The 23,599-nt window shown below is 32.7% G+C and carries 20 protein-coding genes; 9 read left to right on the forward strand and 11 right to left on the reverse strand.

The window, feature by feature from the left end:
- From BUC03_RS02735 to BUC03_RS02770, 7 genes are all read right to left on the reverse strand, one after another.
- Positions 1 to 306: helix-turn-helix domain-containing protein (locus BUC03_RS02735; RefSeq protein WP_073148027.1), on the reverse strand; the 306-nt coding region annotated here is incomplete at its 3' end.
- Between the two features lie 207 nt (positions 307 to 513).
- Positions 514 to 1,467: a Fic family protein gene (locus BUC03_RS02740; protein WP_073148029.1), complete on the reverse strand. Its 954-nt coding sequence runs from the start codon at positions 1,465 to 1,467 to the stop codon at positions 514 to 516.
- 1,099 nt (positions 1,468 to 2,566) lie between these two features.
- Positions 2,567 to 3,352 carry a DUF6602 domain-containing protein gene (locus BUC03_RS02745; protein WP_073148031.1) on the reverse strand — a complete coding sequence of 262 codons (786 nt, stop codon included), beginning with the start codon at positions 3,350 to 3,352 and terminating at the stop codon, positions 2,567 to 2,569.
- 632 nt (positions 3,353 to 3,984) lie between these two features.
- The gene (locus BUC03_RS02755) at positions 3,985 to 4,641 is read right to left on the reverse strand and encodes a hypothetical protein (protein WP_073148035.1); all 657 of its coding nucleotides are present in this window, start codon (positions 4,639 to 4,641) and stop codon (positions 3,985 to 3,987) included.
- Between the two features lie 212 nt (positions 4,642 to 4,853).
- The gene (locus tag BUC03_RS02760; RefSeq protein WP_073148037.1) at positions 4,854 to 5,444 is read right to left on the reverse strand and encodes a hypothetical protein; all 591 of its coding nucleotides are present in this window, start codon (positions 5,442 to 5,444) and stop codon (positions 4,854 to 4,856) included.
- Positions 5,445 to 5,493: 49 nt separating this feature from the next.
- On the reverse strand, positions 5,494 to 6,333 hold the full coding sequence (locus tag BUC03_RS02765) for a hypothetical protein (protein ID WP_073148039.1): 840 nt from the start codon (positions 6,331 to 6,333) through the stop codon (positions 5,494 to 5,496).
- A gap of 685 nt (positions 6,334 to 7,018) precedes the next feature.
- Positions 7,019 to 7,255, reverse strand: a complete 237-nt coding sequence (locus BUC03_RS02770) for a helix-turn-helix domain-containing protein (protein ID WP_073148742.1) — start codon at positions 7,253 to 7,255, stop codon at positions 7,019 to 7,021.
- 738 nt (positions 7,256 to 7,993) lie between these two features.
- On the opposite strand from BUC03_RS02770, the gene BUC03_RS02775 reads away from it, so the two are divergent.
- Genes BUC03_RS02775 through BUC03_RS02785 form a run of 3 tightly spaced genes read left to right on the forward strand, consistent with a single transcriptional unit; the run spans position 7,994 to position 15,244 of the window.
- A complete protein-coding gene (locus BUC03_RS02775) occupies positions 7,994 to 10,972 on the forward strand; it encodes a SusC/RagA family TonB-linked outer membrane protein (RefSeq protein WP_073148041.1) in 2,979 nt (992 codons plus the stop codon).
- A gap of 10 nt (positions 10,973 to 10,982) precedes the next feature.
- Positions 10,983 to 12,383, forward strand: coding sequence for a RagB/SusD family nutrient uptake outer membrane protein (locus tag BUC03_RS02780; RefSeq protein ID WP_073148744.1), 1,401 nt, complete (start codon positions 10,983 to 10,985; stop codon positions 12,381 to 12,383).
- An 11-nt stretch (positions 12,384 to 12,394) separates the two neighbouring features.
- Positions 12,395 to 15,244 (forward strand): M16 family metallopeptidase, encoded by a 2,850-nt coding sequence (locus BUC03_RS02785; protein ID WP_073148043.1) that lies wholly within the window; start codon positions 12,395 to 12,397, stop codon positions 15,242 to 15,244.
- Positions 15,245 to 15,343: 99 nt separating this feature from the next.
- On the opposite strand, the gene BUC03_RS02790 is transcribed toward BUC03_RS02785, so the two are convergent.
- The 4 genes from BUC03_RS02790 to BUC03_RS02805 form a co-directional block, all read right to left on the reverse strand.
- Positions 15,344 to 15,610, reverse strand: coding sequence for a DUF6520 family protein (locus tag BUC03_RS02790; RefSeq protein ID WP_073148045.1), 267 nt, complete (start codon positions 15,608 to 15,610; stop codon positions 15,344 to 15,346).
- Between the two features lie 86 nt (positions 15,611 to 15,696).
- Entirely contained in the window at positions 15,697 to 16,125 is a 429-nt protein-coding gene (locus tag BUC03_RS02795) for a MauE/DoxX family redox-associated membrane protein (RefSeq protein WP_073148046.1), read from the reverse strand.
- Between the two features lie 102 nt (positions 16,126 to 16,227).
- Positions 16,228 to 17,133: a helix-turn-helix transcriptional regulator gene (locus tag BUC03_RS02800; RefSeq protein ID WP_073148047.1), complete on the reverse strand. Its 906-nt coding sequence runs from the start codon at positions 17,131 to 17,133 to the stop codon at positions 16,228 to 16,230.
- A gap of 7 nt (positions 17,134 to 17,140) precedes the next feature.
- Positions 17,141 to 17,515 (reverse strand): DUF7793 family protein, encoded by a 375-nt coding sequence (locus tag BUC03_RS02805; RefSeq protein WP_073148048.1) that lies wholly within the window; start codon positions 17,513 to 17,515, stop codon positions 17,141 to 17,143.
- Between the two features lie 236 nt (positions 17,516 to 17,751).
- On the opposite strand from BUC03_RS02805, the gene BUC03_RS02810 reads away from it, so the two are divergent.
- The 6 genes from BUC03_RS02810 (at position 17,752) to BUC03_RS02835 (ending at position 23,350) form a co-directional block, all read left to right on the forward strand.
- Positions 17,752 to 20,157, forward strand: coding sequence for an aminotransferase class I/II-fold pyridoxal phosphate-dependent enzyme (locus BUC03_RS02810; protein WP_073148050.1), 2,406 nt, complete (start codon positions 17,752 to 17,754; stop codon positions 20,155 to 20,157).
- 17 nt (positions 20,158 to 20,174) lie between these two features.
- The gene (locus BUC03_RS02815; RefSeq protein ID WP_073148051.1) at positions 20,175 to 21,023 is read left to right on the forward strand and encodes an RteC domain-containing protein; all 849 of its coding nucleotides are present in this window, start codon (positions 20,175 to 20,177) and stop codon (positions 21,021 to 21,023) included.
- A gap of 304 nt (positions 21,024 to 21,327) precedes the next feature.
- A complete protein-coding gene (locus BUC03_RS02820) occupies positions 21,328 to 21,606 on the forward strand; it encodes a helix-turn-helix domain-containing protein (protein ID WP_073148052.1) in 279 nt (92 codons plus the stop codon).
- Positions 21,607 to 21,890: 284 nt separating this feature from the next.
- Positions 21,891 to 22,148, forward strand: a complete 258-nt coding sequence (locus tag BUC03_RS15435) for a hypothetical protein (protein ID WP_317041137.1) — start codon at positions 21,891 to 21,893, stop codon at positions 22,146 to 22,148.
- Complete coding sequence (locus tag BUC03_RS02830) at positions 22,145 to 22,813, forward strand: P-loop NTPase family protein (RefSeq protein WP_073148056.1); 669 nt, start codon at positions 22,145 to 22,147, stop codon at positions 22,811 to 22,813. The genes BUC03_RS15435 and BUC03_RS02830 overlap by 4 nt, the downstream gene beginning before the upstream one ends.
- Before the next feature lie 249 nt (positions 22,814 to 23,062).
- The gene (locus tag BUC03_RS02835) at positions 23,063 to 23,350 is read left to right on the forward strand and encodes a hypothetical protein (protein WP_073148058.1); all 288 of its coding nucleotides are present in this window, start codon (positions 23,063 to 23,065) and stop codon (positions 23,348 to 23,350) included.
- Positions 23,351 to 23,599: the final 249 nt, after the last annotated feature.

A 23,599-nucleotide genomic window follows, 5' to 3' on the forward strand; every position in this document is an offset into this window, starting at 1 on the left:
GACACCTGTAATCAGTTCCATATCAGCGATTATGTCTTGTTGAAAGTCTTTTTGAAACTCCAGTTCTTCAATCTTTTCCTTTAACTTTTTAATTTCGTCGTTTTTACTCATACCATTATTTTGTTGCACTAAGGTACTGTATTTTCTTAACCAATAGGAAATAGTTGTTCTGGGGACATCATATTTTTTGGAGGCCTGATTGTTAGAAATATGTCCTGTAAGAATTTGGTCAACGACTAAAAGTTTAGTCTCTAAAGTTACTTTTTGGTAGCTTTTTTTTCGCCAGTGTTCATTTTGTGTTTTCATAAGTGACTATAATTAATGGTTTAAATTTTAGTCAACCTATTTCAGGAAAGTTCATTTTTCGTATTGTGTACAACGGTTTTGTATAATTTCCCAGCTAAGGGAAGGTTAGGAGTAAAGATAGTAAAAAGAGCTAACTTTGACGCTTTTGCGTTTGTGTCCGCAAGACACAACCAAACCTTAGTTGGAATTATACATTGTTGTGCCCAGTTATTTTAAACGGTAGATTGTCTTATTTTTTTCTCCTATTTTTTCAAATAAATTTAATTCAACTCCTTTTTTTAAATCTCTACTTGCAGTTGCTGAAGAAATGTCTTTAAAAATATCCATATAGTCTTTTCTTGTAAATTTTGTTTTATTTAAGGAAACATAATATTCTAATCTATCTTTTTCATTTAAAGTTCGATTATTAAAATCTAATAATTGACTTATTGAAATGTCAATTACGTTAAGCATATATTCAATAAACTTAGTTGATTTTCCTGATTTATCACTTTCAGCCAAGGCTTTATAATATTTTCCTTGGTCGTTGCTAATTAACGTTTCAAAGGGTAGAAACTCAAATATTGGATATTTTTCCATTAAAATTAAAGTTTGCCATAATCTTCCCATTCTACCATTTCCATCCAAAAATGGATGTATAAATTCCATTTCGTAATGAAAAACACAACTTTTAATTAACTCAATTTCATCAGACTTTTTCAAATACTTGAAAAGGTCTTTCATTAGGAAAGCTACATTTTCAAAAGGTGGAGCTAAATGTTCTAATTTTGATCCTTTTACAATTCCAACTCCTTGTTTTCTATATTTTCCAGAATTTCCGATTAAACCTTCCATTAAATTCTGGTGTGCTTTTAAAAAAGATTTTTCACTAGAAGGATTGTAATCATCTAAATTTTCATAGATTTTGATTGCATTTAAAACTTCAATAACATCTTTTTTAGGACCAATAACTCTTTTGTTTTCAACAAGTGCTGTTATTTGTTCCTCTGTAAGTGTGTTTCCTTCTATTTTTAAAGAAGAATGAATAGTTTTGATTCTATTCTGTTTTCTCAATTTAGGTGAAGGTCTGTTTAATAAATTAGCATTTACTTCTCCTATTTTTTCTGAAATAACAGTTATTAATTTTAAAATAGAAGATGTTATTTCGTAAGGTGGTTTCATTTGTGATACTATCATTTGATACTATCAAAGATACAATCATTTAATCTGAATTATGTTATGAAACGGATTTTTTTAATTGGGCACAACGTATTTGTATAAGCTTAGTTGCGCTGGAAATCCGCGAGGATTTTCAGATTAAGAAACTAAGATAGTAAAAATGCGAGGATTTTCCGCAGGAAAATCAGAAGCAATTAAACTTATACAGTGTTGTAAATTGTAGCTTTATCAGATTTGTTATTCAGCTTGAATGAAGTTCCGTGTTTGAGTAAGTTCTTATTCAGCATTTTTTTGCAACAATTTTCAATCCGAAAGAGTGAGAATCCACCCAATTTTTGTTTAGTCAGCGTTTTAAAATTCCGCAACCAAGCTCAATTCCGCCCGAGTGAAGTTCCGCGTAAAGATTGTCAAATTCAGAGTTTGAGTAGTTTTATCCGCGAGATTAGTCAGAGTTTTTATTTTCAGAAATCTGAAGTTTTTAAAATTCGGAATTTTCAGCCGTATGAGTGAGCGCTATGATTTACAACGTATTTGTATAAGCTTAGTTGCGCTGGAAATCCGCGAGGATTTTCAGATTAAGAAACTAAGATAATAAAAATGCGAGGATTTTCCGCAGGAAAATCAGAAGCAATTAAACTTATACGGTGTTGTAAATTGTAGTTTTTCAGATTTATTAATCAGTTTGATTGAATTTCTGATTTTGAGTAAATATCAATTCAGGATTTTTCCACAACAATTTTCAATCCACAAGAGTGATATTCCACGTAAAACTTATTAAAGTCAGTGTTTTATAAATTCCGCAGACTGTTTGAATTCAGCAAGAGTAAAATTCAGCATAAAGTTTGTCAAATTCAGAGTTTGAGTGGTTTTCTCCGCGTAATAATTCAGAGTTTTAATTTTTCAGAAATCAGAAGTATTTAAAATTCAGAATTTTCCGCCGTTTGAGTGAGCGCTATGATTTACAACGGTTTTGTATAATTTTCCAGCTAAGGGAAGGTTAGGAGTAAAGATAGTAAAAAGAGCTAACTTTGACGCTTTTGCTTCTGTGTCCGCAGGACACAACCAAACCTTAGTTGGAATTATACGTTGTTGGCTGTAGTTTTTATATTTTATACTTTGAAATTACTCCCTTTTGGTAGACTTGTTCATTAAAATAATGAGTTATAGGTTTTGTTCTTCTTTCAATTTTAGGGACAATCCAATTTATATATCTAACAAATTCTAATAAGGTCATTTCATCTAAGATAAACCCAACTAAACCTATTAATTTTTTTTCATTTATAGTAAATGAATTACCTAAACCTTCTCTGAAATTTATTAAGCTTCCTTTGTTTAAAATAAAAATAGCATCAGGTTGTAATTCTAAAGGTACATTTTTGAGCTTTAAATCTAGGTTTTGATGAATTGTATTAATTTTAGTGTTACTTTCAAAGGCGAATACAATATATGGTATACGATTTATGTGGTAATTTAAGTCTCCTATATTTCCTTGAAATGTATCTTGTTTAAGATATTTTCTTTTTAATTTTTTTACACTCTTACAATTTTTAATAATTCTATCTAGTTCTTGATTTGTTAGAATTGCTTTGACTTGAATAATAAAATCTATTCCTTCACATATTAGAATTTCGCCATCATTAGCAATAAAAGGTTGATCCTTATTACAAACAGCTACATCTACTTCATCGGAAGTCGATCCAAAAGAATCGATAATTTGTGAATTAGTGCATGTAATTTTATTATCAAAATGTCCCTCAATAAAATTAGCAACTATTTTTTCGTTTTTGCCTCCTTTTACTGATGAATCATTTATTACTTTTCTTATTCTACTAAAATCATTTATTAAATTATCTTGATATAATTTTAAATATTTTTGAAGAGCATTCATTTTTTAAGTTTTAAATTACAGCCAACGGTTTAATATAACTTTCAGTTGCGTTGAATTAATGTTAAAGATAATAAAAAGAACTTAATTTGACGGTTTTGCGTCTGTGTCCGCAGGACACAAATAGCAGCGATTGAAGTTATATATTGTTGCCTAATGTGTTTTTTCCGTTTTGCTAATAACGAACATTTTATCCAGTTTGAGTATTTTATTCAACCGAGTTAGAATTTCATAATGGAAAAACGAGTTTTTTTTATTTTTTTCCGCTAAGATTAGGGAGTAGAGTAGAAGCGCGACAGTATTATCCGTAACAAATTTTACGTTATATTTTATCCATTTGAGTGATTTTAAATCATCCAAATAGTATTTTTACCTGTAAATAATTAAAATAAACTATTATTTTTTTCCGTTTGAGTTTTTCAGTACGATTAAGAGTATTTTGAGTGCTTTATATCAGAAAATTCTTAACCGTTTCTGCTTTTGTTTTACATATTTGGCAACGGTCTCGTATAACCGCCAGTTACGGGATTAAAGATAATGTTTTTCGGTTAAGAACTGACGTTAGCAATTCCGAGTGGATTCGGACGTAGTCGAATCCGCCGTAATTGCGGTTATACGGTGTTGTAGCATGTATTTTAACAACAATACATAATTGGAACTAATTTTTTTTCTTTTACTGAAAAACCGTAAAAAGTTGAATTTTCATTCCAAAGGGTGAATTGGTAAATAGGTAATCCTTTTTCTTTACAATAAATAAAAGTTTCATAGTTTTCAAATTCGTCTGGATCTGAATTATTGAAAAAATCTAATTTAGTTTCTGTAATTTTGATAAAAGAGTTTTCTTCAAAGTTTTGCGAAACTCTTTTTTTAATATGTTCAATAACTTCTTTGTCAGAATAAATTTGATCCAAAGAGTACCCATAAATTAACTCCCAAGTTTCAAAAGACCGAAAAAGAATAGTATCTTTTTTTGTAGATTTAATTAAAAGGTAACTTTTTGTTTTTTTTATATTTCCTTTTGGAATCTGAATTGTAAATTTGTCAGGAATACTGTCATTGGAGAGTAAATGTTCTATATTTTTTTGATAATCTGAATTAAAGGAAACATTTGAAAAATCATAATATGTTGGTTGGGATAATTGAGTTTGATTAATCGACACCTTCTTTTGTTCACCGAGTGTTTCTTTCGTTTTAATTTTGGAATTTTCTTCTTCTAATTTCGAACTATTTTCTTTTGAATTTTTACAACTATTAAGAAAAATAATAGTTAATAAAAGAAATATTTTTTTCATTTTTTTTATTTTAAATATGCTACAACGGTTTTGTATAATTTTCCAGCTAAGGGAAGGCTAGAAGTAAAGATAGTAAAAAGAGCCAACTTTGACGTTTTTGCGTCTGTGTCCGCAGGACACAACTAAACCTTAGTTGGAATTATACGTTGTTGTAAAACGTTTTTTATTTTTTTTATTGTAAAACTTAAATTAATCACCAAATAAAATATTTTCTAACACCATTCAATTAGTTTTTTCTTAAAATCAATTATTGGAATAGTGGTGCATCCTCCAATTTCTTCTGCATTTCTTGCGCTATAATTATCCGCTAAAACCCACTTTCCGCTATTATGTTTTAAAACCATTCCGCTGAAAATAGTTTTTCGTTCAGAATCATTAGTTTTATTTTGAGTAATTATGACTTTGTTTCCTTTTATTTCTATATCACAAGTTTCGTTTTGCATTCTACCACCAAATTCGGCTAAATAAATTTCATATTTAAATTTACCTTGAGGAATTGAGTCAGTATTTTGTATAGCAAATTTTTGATTTTGCTTATTATTAATTATTTCTTTTTTGAGATGATTTTGATCTTTATTAAATCCTAAATCATCAGAAGTTTCTCCGAAAAATTGAGTTCCGATAATTCCAAATCCAATAAATAGAATCCAAAGGAATGCAAGAATTTTAAATGATATGTTCAGAATTTTTTTCAAATGTTTTACAACGGTTTTGTATAATTTCCCAGCTAAGGGAAGGTTAGGAGTAAAGATAGTAAAAAGAGCTAACTTTGATGCTTTTGCGTCTGTGTCCGCAGGACACAACTAAACCTTAGTTGGAATTATACGTTGTTGCCACCAGTTTTTATTTTTCCTAATCCTTATTAAACCCACTTTTAATAGATTGTTTTTCTTTAATGTTTAATTCTTTTCCTTTGATTTTAGCATATATACTAAAGGCATCTTGATAAGTATTTACACCTAACTCATAATTAGCTCTTCCCCATTTGTAAAATGCAATACTTTGAAGAGTTGCGTAAACTCCAGGTTTTATTTGAACACCATCATATTCTTTACCTTTAATTTCCGTGAAAAAGTCAAGAGAATTATAGGGTTTTGTTTGTTCGATAATATAATTTTGAAGTTCTGCCTTTGTTGGTATTTGAGTATCAGAAACTTTATCTTTTAAATGCTTATTGTTTTTAATGATATTTAAAATTTCATCGATAACTTCTTGTTTAGAATAAATAGAATACGTTTTACCGTTATAAGTCAAAATGTTATTTTCAATTTTTGAGTTATGGTCAAATTTATTATCGATAATTTCATTTGCTCTATTTTCTGAAATATCACCTTTTATCTTTGATTTGTAATCTTTTACTTTTCCTGATTTTAGATTTATTAAATTAAAAGCTCTTAATGGTTTTTCATTAAAGGCTATTAAATCAACCATTTTTTGGTCTTTTAATAACAGAAAATTATAAGACATTAATTCTGTTGCGGATTCAATTATTTCTTTTTCAGATGGTTTTTTAGAAATATAAACTGAACTTAATGGGTTTTCAATATTGTTCTCTAAAGTGTAATAATTTACAACAAGTTTAAAATTATCATCTATTATAATTTCATCAATAGACATTGAATTAAAAACTGGATTTTCATTTTTATCTGTTTGAGCAAAAGTTATTGTAGATAAAATTAAAAAAAGTAACAATGTAATTTTTCTTATTCTCTGGTTTTAAATTGGTGGCAACGGTCCCGTATATTTGTCAGTTGTGGGAATTAGGAATTAAAGATAATAAAAAGAACTGAATTTGACGCATCAGCGTCTGTGTCCGCAGGACACAAAGCCACAATTGGAAATATATATTGTTAGCTAAAGTACTTTTTTCCGTTTAAAATTTCTTTTCCGCTTTATCGTTTTTGAGCTTTTCAGTCCGCTAAATTCAAATCATTATTTTGAAAACGAATTTTGAATAATTTTTTTTATCCGTATACATTTGAAAAATAGAGTAGTGTTGAGAAAATTTTTTACCGCAACAAATTATCCGTTTCAGTTTTTCCATCTGAGTGATTTCAAGTCCGCCGTGTTCTGATTTTAATTTTTAAATTTTCCGCAAAGATTTTCAGTACGTTTTATCCGTATCAGTTTTGAGTAAAACTTTCAATAATTTTGTCAGATGACTTTAATATTCAGAATCACAATAAATCATCTCCAAAAAGAAAGTAACTTATTTTAAACTCGCTGATTTTTGTTTCGTATTTTAGCTAACGTGTTATATCCATACAAATATAACGGTTTATATATACAAATCACCCGGATAACACAACTTTTTGGTTTTGGTTACCAGAATATAAATTCACTAAATTTATGACTGATCAGTAAAAATCTGCGAGTTTTACTGATCTGATTTTATATCAAAATCTAATAATTCTTTAGGATTTACATTTAAAACTTTTGCAAACTTATATAGGGTTTTTAATGTCATATTAATTTTACCCTTTTCGTACTTACTTATTTCGGAGGTTTCCAAACCAGTATGAAAGCTTATATCACTCTGCTTTTGACCATTTAATTCTCTATAACTTTTTAATTTTTTACCAACTTGAAATAAAAACTGCTCTGAATCATCCATTAATCCTGAATTTATAATACAATTTCTATTTATTTTCAAAAAATATAATTGGGATATAACCCAATTGAATAAAATTTTCCTATATTTGTGTAGTAAAAACATCAATAGATGTAAATTAGCAATTCTTCAAATAGAAAAATATTAGAAGCTATTGCTTAGAATCTCGAACAGAAAACTGGTAATTTTTAGAACACGAGAGGATAAGTAATTAAGCTCACGACCTAGGCGTGGGTTTTTCACTTATTGTGTTCATGGCATACCAGTGCCGCTGTTCAATAAACTGAGACCTGCGCCTTTTTCTTTTTAATAAGAACAGGCCATAAGGGAGTTAGTAAAGCTAAATAAGTTACTACTTAATAGAGCTGAATTACAAGACCTGTGTTTATTGTTACAGTAATCATCTTTTAAAGACCAATAGTAAAACTTTATATGTAAGAGAAAGTCTGGGAAGCTTCCTAGATACTCCATAGATAAACCCATGGAATGTGCACGGTTTTTCTAACCAGAAATCAATCAAACCAAATTTACAAGGTTGCTACAATTTAATCAATCGTAGTGATAATTATAGGTATGTGTAATAGCAAGAAAAGTACCTACGCCCAGGTCGGGTAAACCGTTTAAAACAAAAGCTTATGAGGTAAAATTAAATCCATAAAAAAGCCCTCTCTATACTTTGGCGAGACAGAGAAGGCGTGTATTAACTAAACTCAAATATTTAACTAATAACATTTCAAAAATATGAAATTTTTATTCAGATCCTGCCTTAGACTAAGTATTTTCTTAGTTCTGAGCAGCTGGGCTATTCCATGCACGGGGCAACAGCAAATATCGGGTACCGTAACCAATACCGATAATATGCCCATCCCCGGGGTAAATATTACCTTTAAAAATAAACCTGGTGGTACGACCACTAATTTTGATGGAGAATATGAGCTTAACGTACAAGCACAAGACAGCTTGGTGTTTGCTTATCTAGGCTATCAAACGCAAACGATTGCGGTCGCCAATCAATCCCAAATAAATATTACGTTACAAGAAGAAGAAAATTCTTTAGGCGATCTGGTGATCAATGCCGGATATTATACCACCACCGATCGGGAACGCACGGGAAGCATCGAAAAAGTCTCTGCCGAAGAGATCGAGCTGCAACCGGTAGTAAATCCTTTACAAGCACTACAAGGTAGAATGCCGGGAGTAGAGGTGGTACAACAAAGTGGTGTCACAGGGCTGGCGGCCAGTATTCAAATACGGGGGCAAAACAGCTTACGTAACAGTCCTGGGAATAACGGAAATCAGCCGCTTTTTATAGTCGATGGCGTACCTATAAATTCTAGTCCGGTTCGTACGAGTGGCTTACTAACAAATGTGCCGGGACTCGATCCTTTGAATGTGCTCAATTTGGCGAATATAGAAAGTATCGAAGTGCTTAAAGATGCCGATGCTACGGCCATCTATGGTTCGAGAGGGGCTAATGGCGTGGTATTGATAACGACCAAAAAGCCAAAAGGGCAACAGGGAAAATTACAAGTGAATGCTCGGCTTTATGCTGGGTTTTCCCAAGCTTCTCATAAGATGGAATTACTAAATACTTCTCAATATTTACAAATGCGTCAACAGGCTTTCGCAAATGATGGCGAAGAGCCCACCTTAGCAGGCGATCCCGATGTAACGCGTTGGGATCAAAATCGCTATACCGACTGGCAGGAGGTTTTATTTGGCAATACTGCAGAAGTTACCAATATGAACCTTGCGCTTTCAGCGGGAGATGCTTATACCTCATTTATATTGGGGGGTGGTTATCATAAAGAAGGTTCGGTGTTTCCGGGAGATTTTGGCTATCAAAAAGCCACGGCTAATATCAATCTTACTCATCGATCTAAGGATAACAAGTTAAAGCTTAATTTCTCCACCAATTATGGGGTCGATCAGAATGATTTATTTAATGATAGTTTTGTAGGCTTAGCCCTAACATTACCGCCTAATGCACCAGAATTATACGATAGCGATGGCAATTTAAATTGGGAAGAAAGTACGTGGAGTAACCCCTTGGCTAACCATTATAAAACTCAGCAAGTCAACTCAAATAATTTAATGTCAAATATGAATTTGAGTTACCGATTAGTAGAAGGTTTAGACTTAAAAACAAACTTAGGCTATGCGAGCTTAAATAGTGAAGAATTAATTAAAAATCCTATTCGTACGTACGACCCTCAATATTGGGCAAATGTACAGGCATCTTCCACCCATTCTACGGTAAATCGATCTTCTTGGATCATCGAACCACAATTGGTATATGAAACGCAACGAGGTAATTTCAATTTAGAGGCTTTAGCAGGGCTTAGTTTTCAAAATACCCGTAGTAGTACATTAATTAGTGTAGGACAGGGCTATAGTCACGAAAGTTTAATTGGTAACCTTGCCGCCGCAGATCAGGTAAGGGTAAATGTAAATGAAAATATTGATTATCGGTATATGGCTGCCTTCGGAAGGTTAGGCGTCAACTGGAAAGAGAAATACTTTTTGAATTTTACAGGTCGCCGTGATGGTTCTTCCCGGTTTGGTCGTGATAAGCGATTCGCAAATTTTGGAGCGATTGGTGGGGCTTGGCTATTTTCTGAAGAAACATTTTTTAAAGAGAAGGTGGAGTGGCTCAATTTCGGTAAGCTACGTGCAAGTTACGGTACTACAGGGAGTGATCAAATTCCGGATTATGGCTATTTAGATACGTATCAGCCTACAACAGGTCCGGGAGGGCTATACGCAACACAGCTCGTAAATCCTGATTACTCTTGGGAGGTCAATAAAAAGCTGGAAACAGCAGTAGAAGTAGGCTTATTAGAAAATCGTTTACAGGTAGGAGTAAGTTGGTATCGAAATCGATCTTCTAATCAATTAGTAGGTTATCCGTTACCTGCCACTACAGGGTTTGCAACCGTACAGGCTAATTTACCGGCAGTTGTGGAGAATACAGGTTGGGAATTTAGCTTATCAACCACCAATATAAAAACTAAAAACTTTCAGTGGCAAAGTAATATCAACCTAACAATTCCACAAAATAAGCTTATCGAATTTGACGGAATAGAAGAAACGGCCTACCAAAATATTTATCGGGTAGGAGAACCGCTCGACATTGCCATCTTATTTCAATATGAAGGAATAGATCCGGAAACTGGTTTTTATCAAATTAGAGATGTCAATGAAGATGGTAGCTATAATTATGATGATCGAATAGTGATTAAAAATTTAGGTAGAAAATATTATGCGGGTATCAATAATACGTTTACTTATAAAGGTGTTGCCCTTAGTTTTCTTTGGCAGTACGTGCAACAGGATAACTATACTTACTTCGCGCAGTCGGGTACGCCGGGTTTCAATGTGAATCAACCTGTAGAAGTGCTTGATGCGTGGCAAGGTCCGGGAGATAATTCTTCTTTTCAGCAATATTCTCAAAACATTCCAGCATTTATGGCACATTATAATGCGATTAGAAGTGATCGCGCAGTAGATGATGCTTCATTTTTAAGATTAAAGACCCTATCCTTATCCTATAACCTTTCTCCAAAAGCGATAGAGAAAACTGGTTTGCAAGGTGTTCGCCTGTTTGCTCACGGGCAGAACCTATTGACCTTCACTAATTACTTAGGGCTTGATCCTGAAGGAGGTCTCGCCTTACCGCCTTTACGCAGTTTTACCTTTGGATTGGAAGTTAAATTTTAAACTTATAATTATGAAATACATAACCAAAATAAAATTTATTAGTATGATCATAGCAAGCTCCATAATGCTTAGCTGTGAAGAGTTCTTGGAAGTAGATGTACCCGATAATCGTATTATTAGCTCTACTGTATTTAACGATCAAGAGAGTGCAGAAAGCGCTGTACAAGGTTTATATAACGAACTTTCAACTGCTTATTTTGCTGCTGGTGGTCCTAATTCAGTATCAGTATTAACGGGATTATCAGCCGATAATTTGATCACGACAGTGACCAGCCAGAACTTAAGAGAGTTTGAAGAAAATGAGCTTACAGTTCAAAATCCAAATAACTATGAGGTTTGGAGTAGTGCTTATAATCTCATTTATCAAACAAATTCCGTGTTGGAAGGCTTGGCAAATGCTAGCTCCATAAATCAGCAAGAAATAGATAGAATGCGCGGAGAAGCCTTATTCTTACGTTCGTTTGTTTACTTTTATTTGGTCAATCTTTATGGGGAAGTTCCGTTGGTGTTAACTACAGACTATCGACAAAATTCTACGCTATCATCAGAAGAGGTACAAGTACTATATAACCAAATAGTGAACGATCTTGAAGAAGCCAAAGAACTTTTAGCTTCAATGCCTCAGAATAAACTTAGAGCAACTAGCCTCACCGTCAACGCATTTCTTGCCAGGGTTTATTTATACTTAGAAAATTATCAAGCCGCAGAAATAGTGAGTACTGATGTGATTTCAAATTCAGCTGTTACATTAGAAGCTAATCTCGATGATGTCTTTTTAATAAATAGTTCAGAAGCTATTTGGCAGATCTCTCCTGAAAGCACAGGTACGGGAGCATTACATACGAGAGAGGGCAATTTTTTTATACTCGATGGCCCGCCAAATAGTCTAAATCCGGTAGGGCTTTCATCAGATTTTCTAGAGATTTATACAAATCAAGATAACCGATTGCAACAGTGGATAGCAAGTTTTAATGACGATACCGGAACTTATTTTTATCCTTTTAAGTATAAAGTGAAGTATGCTACTACCGGAGAAATCACAGAATACACGATGGTATTAAGACTGGCAGAACAGTATTTGATTCGTGCAGAGGCTAGAGCCAATCAAGGTAATTCGTCGGGTGCTTTAACCGATCTAGATGTAATCAGAGAACGTGCTCAAATTCCTTCTATAATGAATACGAATCCCAATTTACCCGTACCGGCTATTCTAGATTCTATTGCTGTAGAACGTAGAAGAGAACTTTTTACCGAATGGGGGCATCGTTGGATGGATTTAAAAAGAACCGATCAGGCAAATGAAGTACTTGTCCCTATAAAGAGTTTATGGGAATCCACAGATATTTTATACCCCATTGCCGAAGAAGAACTTATGAAAAATCCAAATCTGGAACAAAATCCAGGATACTAAAAACTTAATATATGAAGTATTTCATCACGTATGTATTGCTTTTAAGTATCAACTTTTATAGCAATGCTTTCGATAAATCATACCCTAAAGATTCTTTAGTTCTAGATCCTTCTATTACCTACGGAAAGTTGAACAACGGATTTCAGTATTATATCAAGCCCACGTCAAATGCTAAGCAAAATCTAGAAATAAGATTTCTGGTCAAAGCAGGATTTAATCAGGAAGATGAAGATCAATACACACTATCTCACTTTATGGAGCATATTGCGCTAAAAGCGGGTAAAAATGTATCTACACGTTTATTGTATGGATCCAAATTGGCTAACGATTTAAATATAGGAAGAGGAGCAATTACAGCATATACCGCTCGTGAATATACCGAATACGTCGTTAGAATCCCAAACACAGATAACGCAAAGAAATTTGCTTTTCAACTTTTAGATGATATTATGCAAGGTTTAGAATTTAAAGATGCCTATGTAGAATCTGAACGCAGTCCCTTTATGGATGAAAGTGAAGTAAGAGGAGGGGCAAGTTCTATAGCGGTAAAGAAATTTCTATTAGAATCTGAAGTGATTGGGTGCGGAGCGATGGCTCCGGTAGATTATCAAAACTATATAGAGCACTTTACAAAAGATAAACTCATTCGTTTTTATAAGGATTGGTACCGTCCAGATTTAATGGGAGTGATGATTACAGGTGGCATCCAGGATATAAATTCTTTAGAAAATGAACTTAATGAATGGTTCGCTGAAATTCCTAATCCTGTCAATCCGAGGATTAGAAAAAGTTGTATAGGAACTACTAAGCAAGATAAAGGTCATTTTTATCAACAAGAAAGAGAAAGAAACTATAAAGATCAGTATGAAATTGATTTGTATTATGAACTTTACTTTCAATCCAAATCCTTAAAAAATAATAACTCTGTGACAGGATTAGAAAACCGATTGAAAGAAGAAATAATTTCAAAAGTTTTACACGAAAGATTGAAACTTCTAAAAGAAACAGAAAATTGGCCTTTCGAGGCGATTGCGGCTTTCTCTGATGGTTCTTCTTTTTTAAATGTTCAGGTTAAAACTCAAGAAGGTAGTTCTCAGGAAGCAATACGTGGAACAATGAATGCCTTGCAACAATTCAGAAAATATGGTGTATTGAAGGAAGAATTGATCAAGATTAAAAATAGAATCTTACCATTTTTTGAACAGCAAGATTCAAAAAGTTATTGGAATTCAGAAATTAGAAAACATTTTTTAAACCAAGAAGCCTTACCAGCCCGTAAAAAGGAATTCCTAAAGAATTACCTTGATCAATTAAGGGCTAAGGATATCAATGATTATCTAAGAGAAAATTATAATGCGATGCCGTCCCATATAGGTCTAATAGCTCCTAAAGCACATCCCACATTAGATTTGGAAGAAGATACTATTCGGTCTTGGATTAATGATGGCTTACGACAAGAAGTTGCTAATTTTAAAATTCCGGGTATTCCGAGCTCTCTTATAGATTCGAAAGTAGTAGAAAACCTGAAAGCACATCGCTTTACAAGCCTTCCGGTGAATATAACTAATGCTAAAAAATATAAGCTCGCTAACGGACTCCAATTAGTATTGAAGCCATTAGCCAAAGATGATTATATGTCTATACCGAAAGGAGAGATAAGATTTCTTGGGATTAGACAAAAAGGAGCTTTTTGTTTCTTAGAAGAAGATTATTTTTCAGCAATAAATGCACCGCAAATAGTTTACGATGCAGGGGTAAGTAATATTGATCGAGCATCATTAAATAGGTACTTAAAATCAAAAGACCCTTACCTGTATGCGATGCCATATATTCATAACCAAGAAACTGGAATTCAAGGTCAGGCAACAATGAAGACCTTAGAAACAGCTTTACAATTAGTTTATCTATATTTTACCGATCCTAACAAAAATGACGCTGCATTTAAACGTTGGGAGAGAGCTAATCCTTCAGAAAATTTAGAGGATGTCAATCAAAAAGATTTTAGAACCCAGATTGAATTAGCCTTAGGCCACAAAAATTTCTTACCTACAGGAAGCTTTAGAATGCAAGGAGTATCAAAAACTGATTTTGACCGGGCTTATGCGGTTTATCAGAGTTTATTTGGGAAAGCCTCAGAGTTTACCTTTATATTTTCTGGTGATTTTGATCAGCAGAAAGTATTAGAGCTTAGCAATAAATACTTAGGAAACCTCCCGAATATCCAAGATCTGATTTGTAACAAGAATTTACATAAGAAAGATTTTTTTGATAATGACTTACAATCGGAAGTATGGGGGTCTCCAGATAAAATGAACAATACATTGGTAAATGTATATTATCGAACAAAAATTACTTCAGAAACCGATGATTGGAAAGAAAAAATAAAATTAGAATTTTTAGCTAACTTGATGGATGTAAGCTTAATGAGAAGACTTCGCTTAGAATCAGAACAAGGTGGTCCTTATTCCATTCATACAATATATAACCATGATGCTAGCAATTTTTTTCACGAATTAGTCATCATTTATAGCTGTCAACCTGAAGATCAAGAAAGATTATCCAAAGAGATCGAAAGTAGTATAAAGATTATTCAGAGAGATTTATTTAGTGAGGATATGTTTGAGACTACAAAACAAGAGTTCTTATCCCTACAAAGAGAGAATAATTATAATCGTTTACAGAAAATTGCCACTCACTTGCGAGAAAATAATACTTGGTATACACAAGATGAGCTTATAGCTTTTATAAAATCACTATCTCCAAATGATATTAAAGAAATAAGTCAAACCTATTTGAATGGAACTCCTAGAGTGTTTAAAATGAATCCTAAAAAAGATGAAAACCGACTAAATAATTATTGATGTTTTAGCCAAGGATGACCTGACACAATTTTAGGTCTAAAATGAGAAAGTGGGAATCTACAATTCCCACTTTCAATTATTGAGATGGATTTATGACCATTAAGGATTAAGAATAATAACTTCTCCTGATCCATTTAAAGGTTGAGATTTATCCATCGTAGCATACACCTGATGTGTTTGAGGTTCTCCTGCAAACTGTACAAGGCATTCTTGATTACCTTGACAATCTACATTAACGGCTTGCCAATTCCCCGGTGTTCTTTCAACAAAACCGGAAATAGCGTTTTGACTTGCACTTACCGTAGTAAATGACATCCCGGTGGCAAAAATCAATGCCAATACGGGCAATAACATTTTAATTTTCATAATTTAAAAATTTTAATGGTTAAAAAATATGCTTACTCTTTTATACAGGTTTTCAGCTTTTTCCTGACTTTGCTGCGCAACAAAAATTAGTTCTTTGATATTTTGAAATGATAATACATCTCCACAAATGTTAAGCTCAACAAACCAATTTGAAGGTATAAGTGTTGAGTCCAATCAATTAATGCGATTACTCCACCACAAGAACAGGGGGAGTAAGGAGCTACCAATAGTATTGCTAGGGTATAAATAATATAGGTAATTAGTAAAACCACAATTAGGTAAATTGCTTGTACTTGAAACCTTTTCCAAATTAAACCGATAACTACAAACACCTCTAGTGTAGGTATTAACCAAGCTATAATATGGATGACCAAACTCGGTAATTCTAGAATTGGAGAATTAACTAAATTGGTATAAAACTTTTCTTGTTCTAATAGTTTGGTAATCCCTGCAAATGCGAATACTATAAGAAGTATATAATTGATACTTATGTAAATAATCTTATCCCTTGTCATAACCTATGTTTTCTTGACTGAGATAAAATTGAAACAATTAAATTATTTTTAAGGTAGAAAGAATTGCTCTTAGAGGATTATATTTTAATGCTTTAAAGTAGTTTACCTACTTCTACCTTTTCTAAATTTATTAGGAGAAATACCATACTTCAATTTAAACGCTCTGGAAAAATGGGGAAAGCTCTTAAATGCTAAAGAGGAAGCAATTGTTTTTAAAGACATTGGGGTATTTTTAATGAGCACTAAAGATTGTTCCAAACGTTTATGAAGATGAAATTTAAAAATGGTCGTTTGGTATAATTGTTTAAATCCTTTTTTCAGCTTATACTCATTTAAGTTAAATTGTCTCGATAGTTGAATAATGGAGGGTAAAGACTCGTGAAGATGATTTAAAATATATTGGTGTACATCTCTAATCTTCTGAATGTCCGCTTGAAGCTGAAGTACATTATTTTTTGGATAATTCGATATCGAATCTTTCTCGTTAAGCGTTATAGGGGTTGTGGATTGTAATAATCCCTGAATCAAATAATAATCTTTTTTCTTATGATGTAATAGATAAAGCATCCCTTGTAAACTCCAATGAGATAATCCGGAATTTGCTGTAAAACGAAGTTGTAAAAGTTCGGTATGATGAATATCTTCCGAAAGTTCAAGGATACATTGTTTTAGTTTATCTAAAGTAGACTTTAAAAGTATTTTATCTAATGTATTTTCCAACAAAATATGGATATTAAATTTTTCACGATCTGCAGGAGGAATAGAATAAGAAACTAAAGTAAAATACTGATCATAAATGAGAATGATAGGAGGCTGGCTTCGTTTCATAGATTGGTCCGTCAATAGTAAGCCTAGTTCTTCAGCCAGCATATTCATTAGTAAACTAAAATCTTCGATGGTATCTTTTATTCCCGAAAGTTCAATTCGATATTGAAAATTTCCTTTCGCCAATTCCAGAATCATTTTTCTTAAAAAACTAATTCGCCGTTGTTGTTGGTGATCTGTCATTTCATTATCATTTATAATGCTGAAGGTATTCAATGGCCTTTTCTCGCTGATAGAATATTTTTGTAGGAACACGTGGAGGATTAACTTCAATAAAAAAATCTAGCAAATGATTAGGAATGTCCATAGCAACGATATAAGCTACCGCTTTAATCAACAAAGAACCCTCAAAAGCTAAATATTTTCTTGCTTCAATATCTGGATAATTGATGGCACTCATATCACATAAAATAGGATAAGCCTTTTCTTTTTGCAAAGAAATTCGATCATCTACGATCTTCTTTGCTGCTTTTAAATCGAAATTTGGAATATTGAAATAATTGAAAAATAGAATGCCATTTTCCAGATATATTTCAGCATAATCCGTTCTAATATAGTTAATCATATCACACGTTTTCACTATTAAATTACAAATAAATCGGATGAAGTGTAATTTTTATTGCTTCATTTTGTAGTATTTTGGAATAAATAGCTAGATATTTTGTTTGAAATTTTACTTTAAAGGATTTATTCTTATCCAAGAAGGATTATTATTCTAGCTACTATTCACAATTACCCGTCAAAATTTATAAAATGTTTAGTTTCAGAAAAATAGATTATTATTCTTAAAAATTATTGATTATGGCAAAACTGAAACATAACCGTTTTTTAGATACGGTAGATGAGGTTTTTACTTATGCTAAAAACTTGAAAATTTTACATTTAAATGCCGAAGGATCCTCTTTTGATGGAAGACATATGCGAGTAAATGGAAAGAAGTTAAAACATTTCGGAACCACAGGTTATCTTGGTTTAGAACAAGATCAACGATTAAAAGACGCTGCCATCGAAGCTATTCAAAATTATGGTACGCAATTCCCACTTTCAAAATCATATATCTCGCATCCACTATATGCTGAATTAGAGAACCTGCTCGATCAAATTTATGAGCGGCCGGTAGTTATTTCTAAAAATGCTACGATTGCCCATATGGCTGCTATTCCTGTGTTGGTTGAAGATAGGGATGCAATATTATTGGATCATCAAGTTCATTGGAGTGTACAAGACGCTGCTAAAAGATTAAAACTAAGAGGAGTTAAAATTGAACTTGTTAGACATAATAGGCTAGACTTACTGGAGAAAAAAATCCAGGAAATCTCTTCAAAAGTGAATCATATTTGGTATATGGCTGATGGAGTATATTCCATGTATGGAGACTATAGCCCTGTAGAGCATTTAATGAAACTATCAAAAAAATATAAGCAATTACACCTCTATTTTGATGATGTTCACGGAATGAGTTGGAAGGGAAAAATGGGGCGAGGTTTTGTTTACGATCAATTATTTCCATTATCAAAAAAAGTAGTGGTTATAGGTACTTTAAGTAAAACTTTTGGAGCAAATGGATCATTTATCGTTTGTGGTGATATAGAAAAACAGCAGAAAATAAAAACCTTTGGAGGTCCCCTTACTTTTTCTGCTCAATTAGATCCTGCTTCGGTGGGAGCTGCTATTGCGGCTGCAAAAATCCATTTATCTACAGATATAATCCAACTACAAAATAAACTTCAAAAAAAGATAAGTCTATTTAAGGAGTTAATTAAACAATATCAATTACCGTTAGTAGATGAAAATGACTCTCCAGTATTTTTTCTTGCCACTGGTGTTCCCGAGACGGGTTATCAACTTACCAAAGCATTAATGAAGGAAGGATTTTATGTGAATATGGGATTATTTCCGGCAGTTCCTTCTAAAAATACCGGACTTAGAATTACCCTATCAAATCATAATCACGCAACTGATATTAAAAGCTTAGCAAAGAGCTTAAAAGAATTATATCCTGTGATTATGAATCAGACCGGAAACACCTATGATAAGCTGAATCGTGCTTTTCAAAAAAAAATTAAAATTGAAAAATCCGAGAAGAAAAATTTGAAGTTCAGTATTCAAACATTTAGCTCTATTCAGGAAATAGATAAAAACCTATGGGATACACATTTTCTGGGAGAAGCCCTTTTAAACTGGGAAGGTTTTAAATTTTTAGAAAAATCATTTACAGGAAATAAATTACCGGAAAATAACTGGGAGTTCTGGTATATAAAAGTTTTTAATTCTCAAAAAGAATTAATTGCATTAGCAGCCTTTACCTTATCAATTTGGAAAGATGACCTGCTTGCAAAAACTCAAGTTTCAGAATTAATAGAACAACAAAGAAAAACTAACCCATATCAATTTACTTCTAAAGTTCTGAGTTTAGGATCTTTATTTACAGATGGATTACCCTTAAAAGTTTTAGATCAAGAAAATCAAGCAGAAATCTTTCATTTCTTATTAGATCAATTGGATCTTATTATGGAAGAAAAGGGCATTGAACAAATTGTTTTAAGAGATTTTGAAGTCTCTAATGCTTACCAGAAAGTATTTCAATCTCAAGGATATATCCCTATTCAGATGCCAGATTTATGTATCATTAATGAGTTAGCTTGGAAAAGTGAAGAGGAGTATTTACAACGTCTCTCTAAAAAATCAAGAAAGCATTTTAAAAAAGATATTGAAGCCTATCAAACATTAGTCACTATTGAAATCGTTTCAAATGTTAACCAAGTACAGTTAGAAATTCTCTATCAATTATATCAAAACGTAAAAGAAAAAAATCTAGACTTAAATACATTTCTTTATCCAAAAAAAGTATTTGAACAGATGAACATTTCTAGAGCTTGGGAGTTTATTTTGCTCTATCCTAAAGAAAAAATAAAAGGTTCTTCTGATCCTATTGGAGTAATGTTTTGTTATAAGGGGAACAAACCATCGTATGTTCCCAGTTTAGTAGGGTTAAATTATGAGTTTAACCTCCAATATCAAACTTACCGTCAATTGCTTTACGAAAGTATTAAGCGAGCGGGAAGTCTCGACTATGAAGATGTTGATTTTGGTATAAGTGCTTCCTTCGAAAAACGAAAACTTGGAGCACAAGTATTACCTCAAATAGCTTATATACAAGCTAAAAATAACTTTAAGTTAGATTATATAGAATCTCAGATTCAATAATATTAAATGGGAATAGAATGAAAAATGCAGAAAAGACAACCCAAGATTTTAAAATTAAAATAAAGAATATTCAAAAGCAAAAATTAACCTTGCTAAAAGAGGCCATGATATCAATTGCAGTTTGCAATAAAACACTTTCTACACTTAAGAAGAAAGTGGAGGATTATGATTTTGAAACGATACCCAAAGAAATTCATTTTTTCAAAAATATCAAATCAATCCCAATGAGCTACTTAATATACTATACGGAAATGCGAAGCTGTGAGCTTCAAAAACCAAAAGTTGGTTTACAATATCAAATTAGCTATTATGAAAAAGAATTAAAAAGGGTCAATAAATTTTTCCATAAGAATTCTGATTTCGTTCATTATATGGAACTTGGTCATACTTATTTAGACCATCAGTTTTTTTCACGCACCCATCGCTCAAAATTTCCGGTTAGCCCACTTACCGATTACTATCAGTTTCCGGAGTTTTCAACCTCCCACGATATGCTTTGGGCAAAAGTAAAAGCTATGTATCAATTCATACATTACTTAAGGGAATCTTTAGAAGAACTAAAGCCGGGGCAAACCAAGATCTATGAACAGAAGAAGCATCAAGTTTTAGTATGGACAGCTTCCAAAACAGCACTGATTGAACTCATTTATGCACTCTATTCCGATCAATGTGTGAATCACGGAGCAGCTGATTTGAAAATGATTACTTCCAGCTTTGAAGATTTTTTCAATATCAAACTTGATCAAATTTATAAAACCTATTCAGAGATAAAGGAAAGGAGGGGGAGTAGAACTAAATTTCTTGATGAATTGATTATTCATCTTCAACATAAAATGGATAAAGAAGAAGGCTTCGAAAAAACGTAGTTACGATTCGATCTACTTCTGAAATTTTTTGATATAACGCTCCCTAGAGGATTAAAATTAAAGCCTGAATCATCGTATTTGGGCTTTTTTGTATCTATTTAGAGAGGATGTTAAAGTTTGTCGTAACTACGATTCATCTTGGGATAAGAACCCATAAAAAGATTCAAAATTTGTAATGAAAGTCAAATCAACGGTTGATGGAACCGCTCTATGAATAGAGCAAATTCATCAGCCAAATTTAAGTGAGTACCTGAATAGGTGATAGTAGGAGGGTACTCACTTTTTTAATTTAAAAACAAAAATTATGTCAGCAACTATCATTACCACCGATGATCTTCGAGAATTTAAACTTGAACTTCTTGAGGAGATCCAAGAATTACTATTAAAACAACACTCAACTACTTCGAAGAAATGGTTACGGTCAAAAGAAGTTCGTGAACTTTTAGGGATTTCCCCCGGCACACTTCAGAATTTACGAATTAACGGCACGCTGCCTTATACTAAAATTGGAGGTGTTCTCTATTATGATGAGGAAGAAATCAATGCTGTTTTAGAGAAAAATAGAATACATCATACCTTTTGATTTTGGAAGCAGTAAATTACATCAAACACCTCAATCGTGTATTTGCGCTTTTTTTTCGGGATAACCGACTAAATCCTTCGCACATCAGTCTGTATCTTGCCCTCTTTCAATTCTGGAATGTCAACTACTATAGAAGTGAATTTTTTATTAATCGCCAGGAAGTGATGAACCTGGCTAAAATTGGTTCCAAATCCACTTACCATCGATGCATCCGAGAATTGAGCCATTGGAGCTATTTGGTTTATATGCCTTCCCATAATCCTTGGAAGGGTAGCAAAATTAAGATGTTCGATTTTGGGACAAGTAGTGAACAAGTATTAGACCCCAACCATACCAAAAATAGGACAAGTAGTGAACAAGCATTGGTATCTATAATAAAACATATACAAACTATAGAAAACATTAAAAACAATAAAAAAACAGAAATTTTTGAAAATTTAAATTTTTCGGAAAATGAAACTACTGAAAAACTTAACCTAGATGTCCCGAATCAGGACAACCTTAGAACTAGTGACGATAAAAATTATGATGAACCCTTATGAATTTTAAATCACCACATATCATTCAGGAAGGTGGCGTTGCTTATGAAATAGGAAAAATCTACGGAAAAGAAATTCGTTATGATTTTAAAAAAATGCAAGTCTACCTGGAGGCTAAAGGTAAATTGCTTTTCGGGGAAAAATTTAAATTATACCGTGAGGATCGTGAGATTATCTACAAGCTGTGTTCATACCTCATTAGGGATAAGGAAAATTGTGAAAAATTTGAAATAGATGTCCATAAAGGGATTTTATTATCCGGACCCGTGGGGTGTGGAAAAACAAGTTTAATGAAGCTTTTAAAATTTCTGGTTCCACAGCAACGTCCTTATGAGATGATTCCTAGTAGAAATGTGGTGTTTAGTTTTAATCATCTTGGTTATAAGGCCATTGAAGATTATGGCAATTCCAATTTTTTCTGTTTTGATGATCTGGGTATTGAGCCTTACGGTAGATTCTACGGAAAGGATTGTAATGTGATGGGAGAAATTCTACTGTCAAGACATGAACTTTATTTAAATACCCACAGAAAGCTAAAAACTCACGTGACTACTAATCTTAATGCAGAGGAACTCGAAAAGCGCTATGGAAACCGCGTTCGAAGTAGGATGCGGGAGCTTTTTAATTTGATTGCCTTTAGCAAAGATGCAAAAGATAAAAGAACCTAAATATGATGAGTCTCCAAGGTTTGTGGATAGAAAATTGACGTTTTTAGAAATAATTATCCTTATGACTTTTTAGGTTATCAACAGCTATTATCAAAAGGATCATTTATTTTATTATGATTTAGAACCATATTCCAACAATGAATAGCAAATAGAATGTTATTCACAGATTTCTGACGTTCAGTATAATAAAGTGTTGATTGTCATAGCTTTACTTTATCAATTTCAAGTATCACAAAAATCTTATTTGATATGAAAAAAGCTATTTATGTTTCACTTTTATTACTCATATTCACAGGATCAGCATGGGCACAAATCGGAGGAATTGAAAATTCCGTGAATGATATTTCAGATACCATTCGAGCGATCTTTCCCATTATTCTTGGAGTCATTTTCTTAGTGGGTTTCCTGTTTAACGCCGGTCACTTTTTTGGAGAAAATGCAGATCTTAAAAAAGGGATCACCCGGGTGCTCATCTTTGTTCTTATTGCGGGAGCGGTAGTTGGGATTTTTACGTACCTGATAGGAATAGTGGTCTAATGAAACAATTTAAACCCTATCGGGATATACGAAAAAAAGCGGTCATCTTCGGTTTGCCCTTAAACCTCTTTGCGCTGCAGATGTTATCGGTGATCGGCTCTTTGATGGTAATTATTTTCTCTTTTGGAATGTTAACCATCATCATCGCAATTAGTTGGAACTGCCTTCTTTTTATAGGGCTTAACAGGTTCTCAAAACAACCCCTTTTAGGATTTTTAAAGAAATCTTTTCCTAAACGAATTAGTAACA

The organism is Mesonia phycicola (assembly GCF_900141885.1).
In the GTDB taxonomy this organism is placed as follows: domain Bacteria; phylum Bacteroidota; class Bacteroidia; order Flavobacteriales; family Flavobacteriaceae; genus Mesonia; species Mesonia phycicola.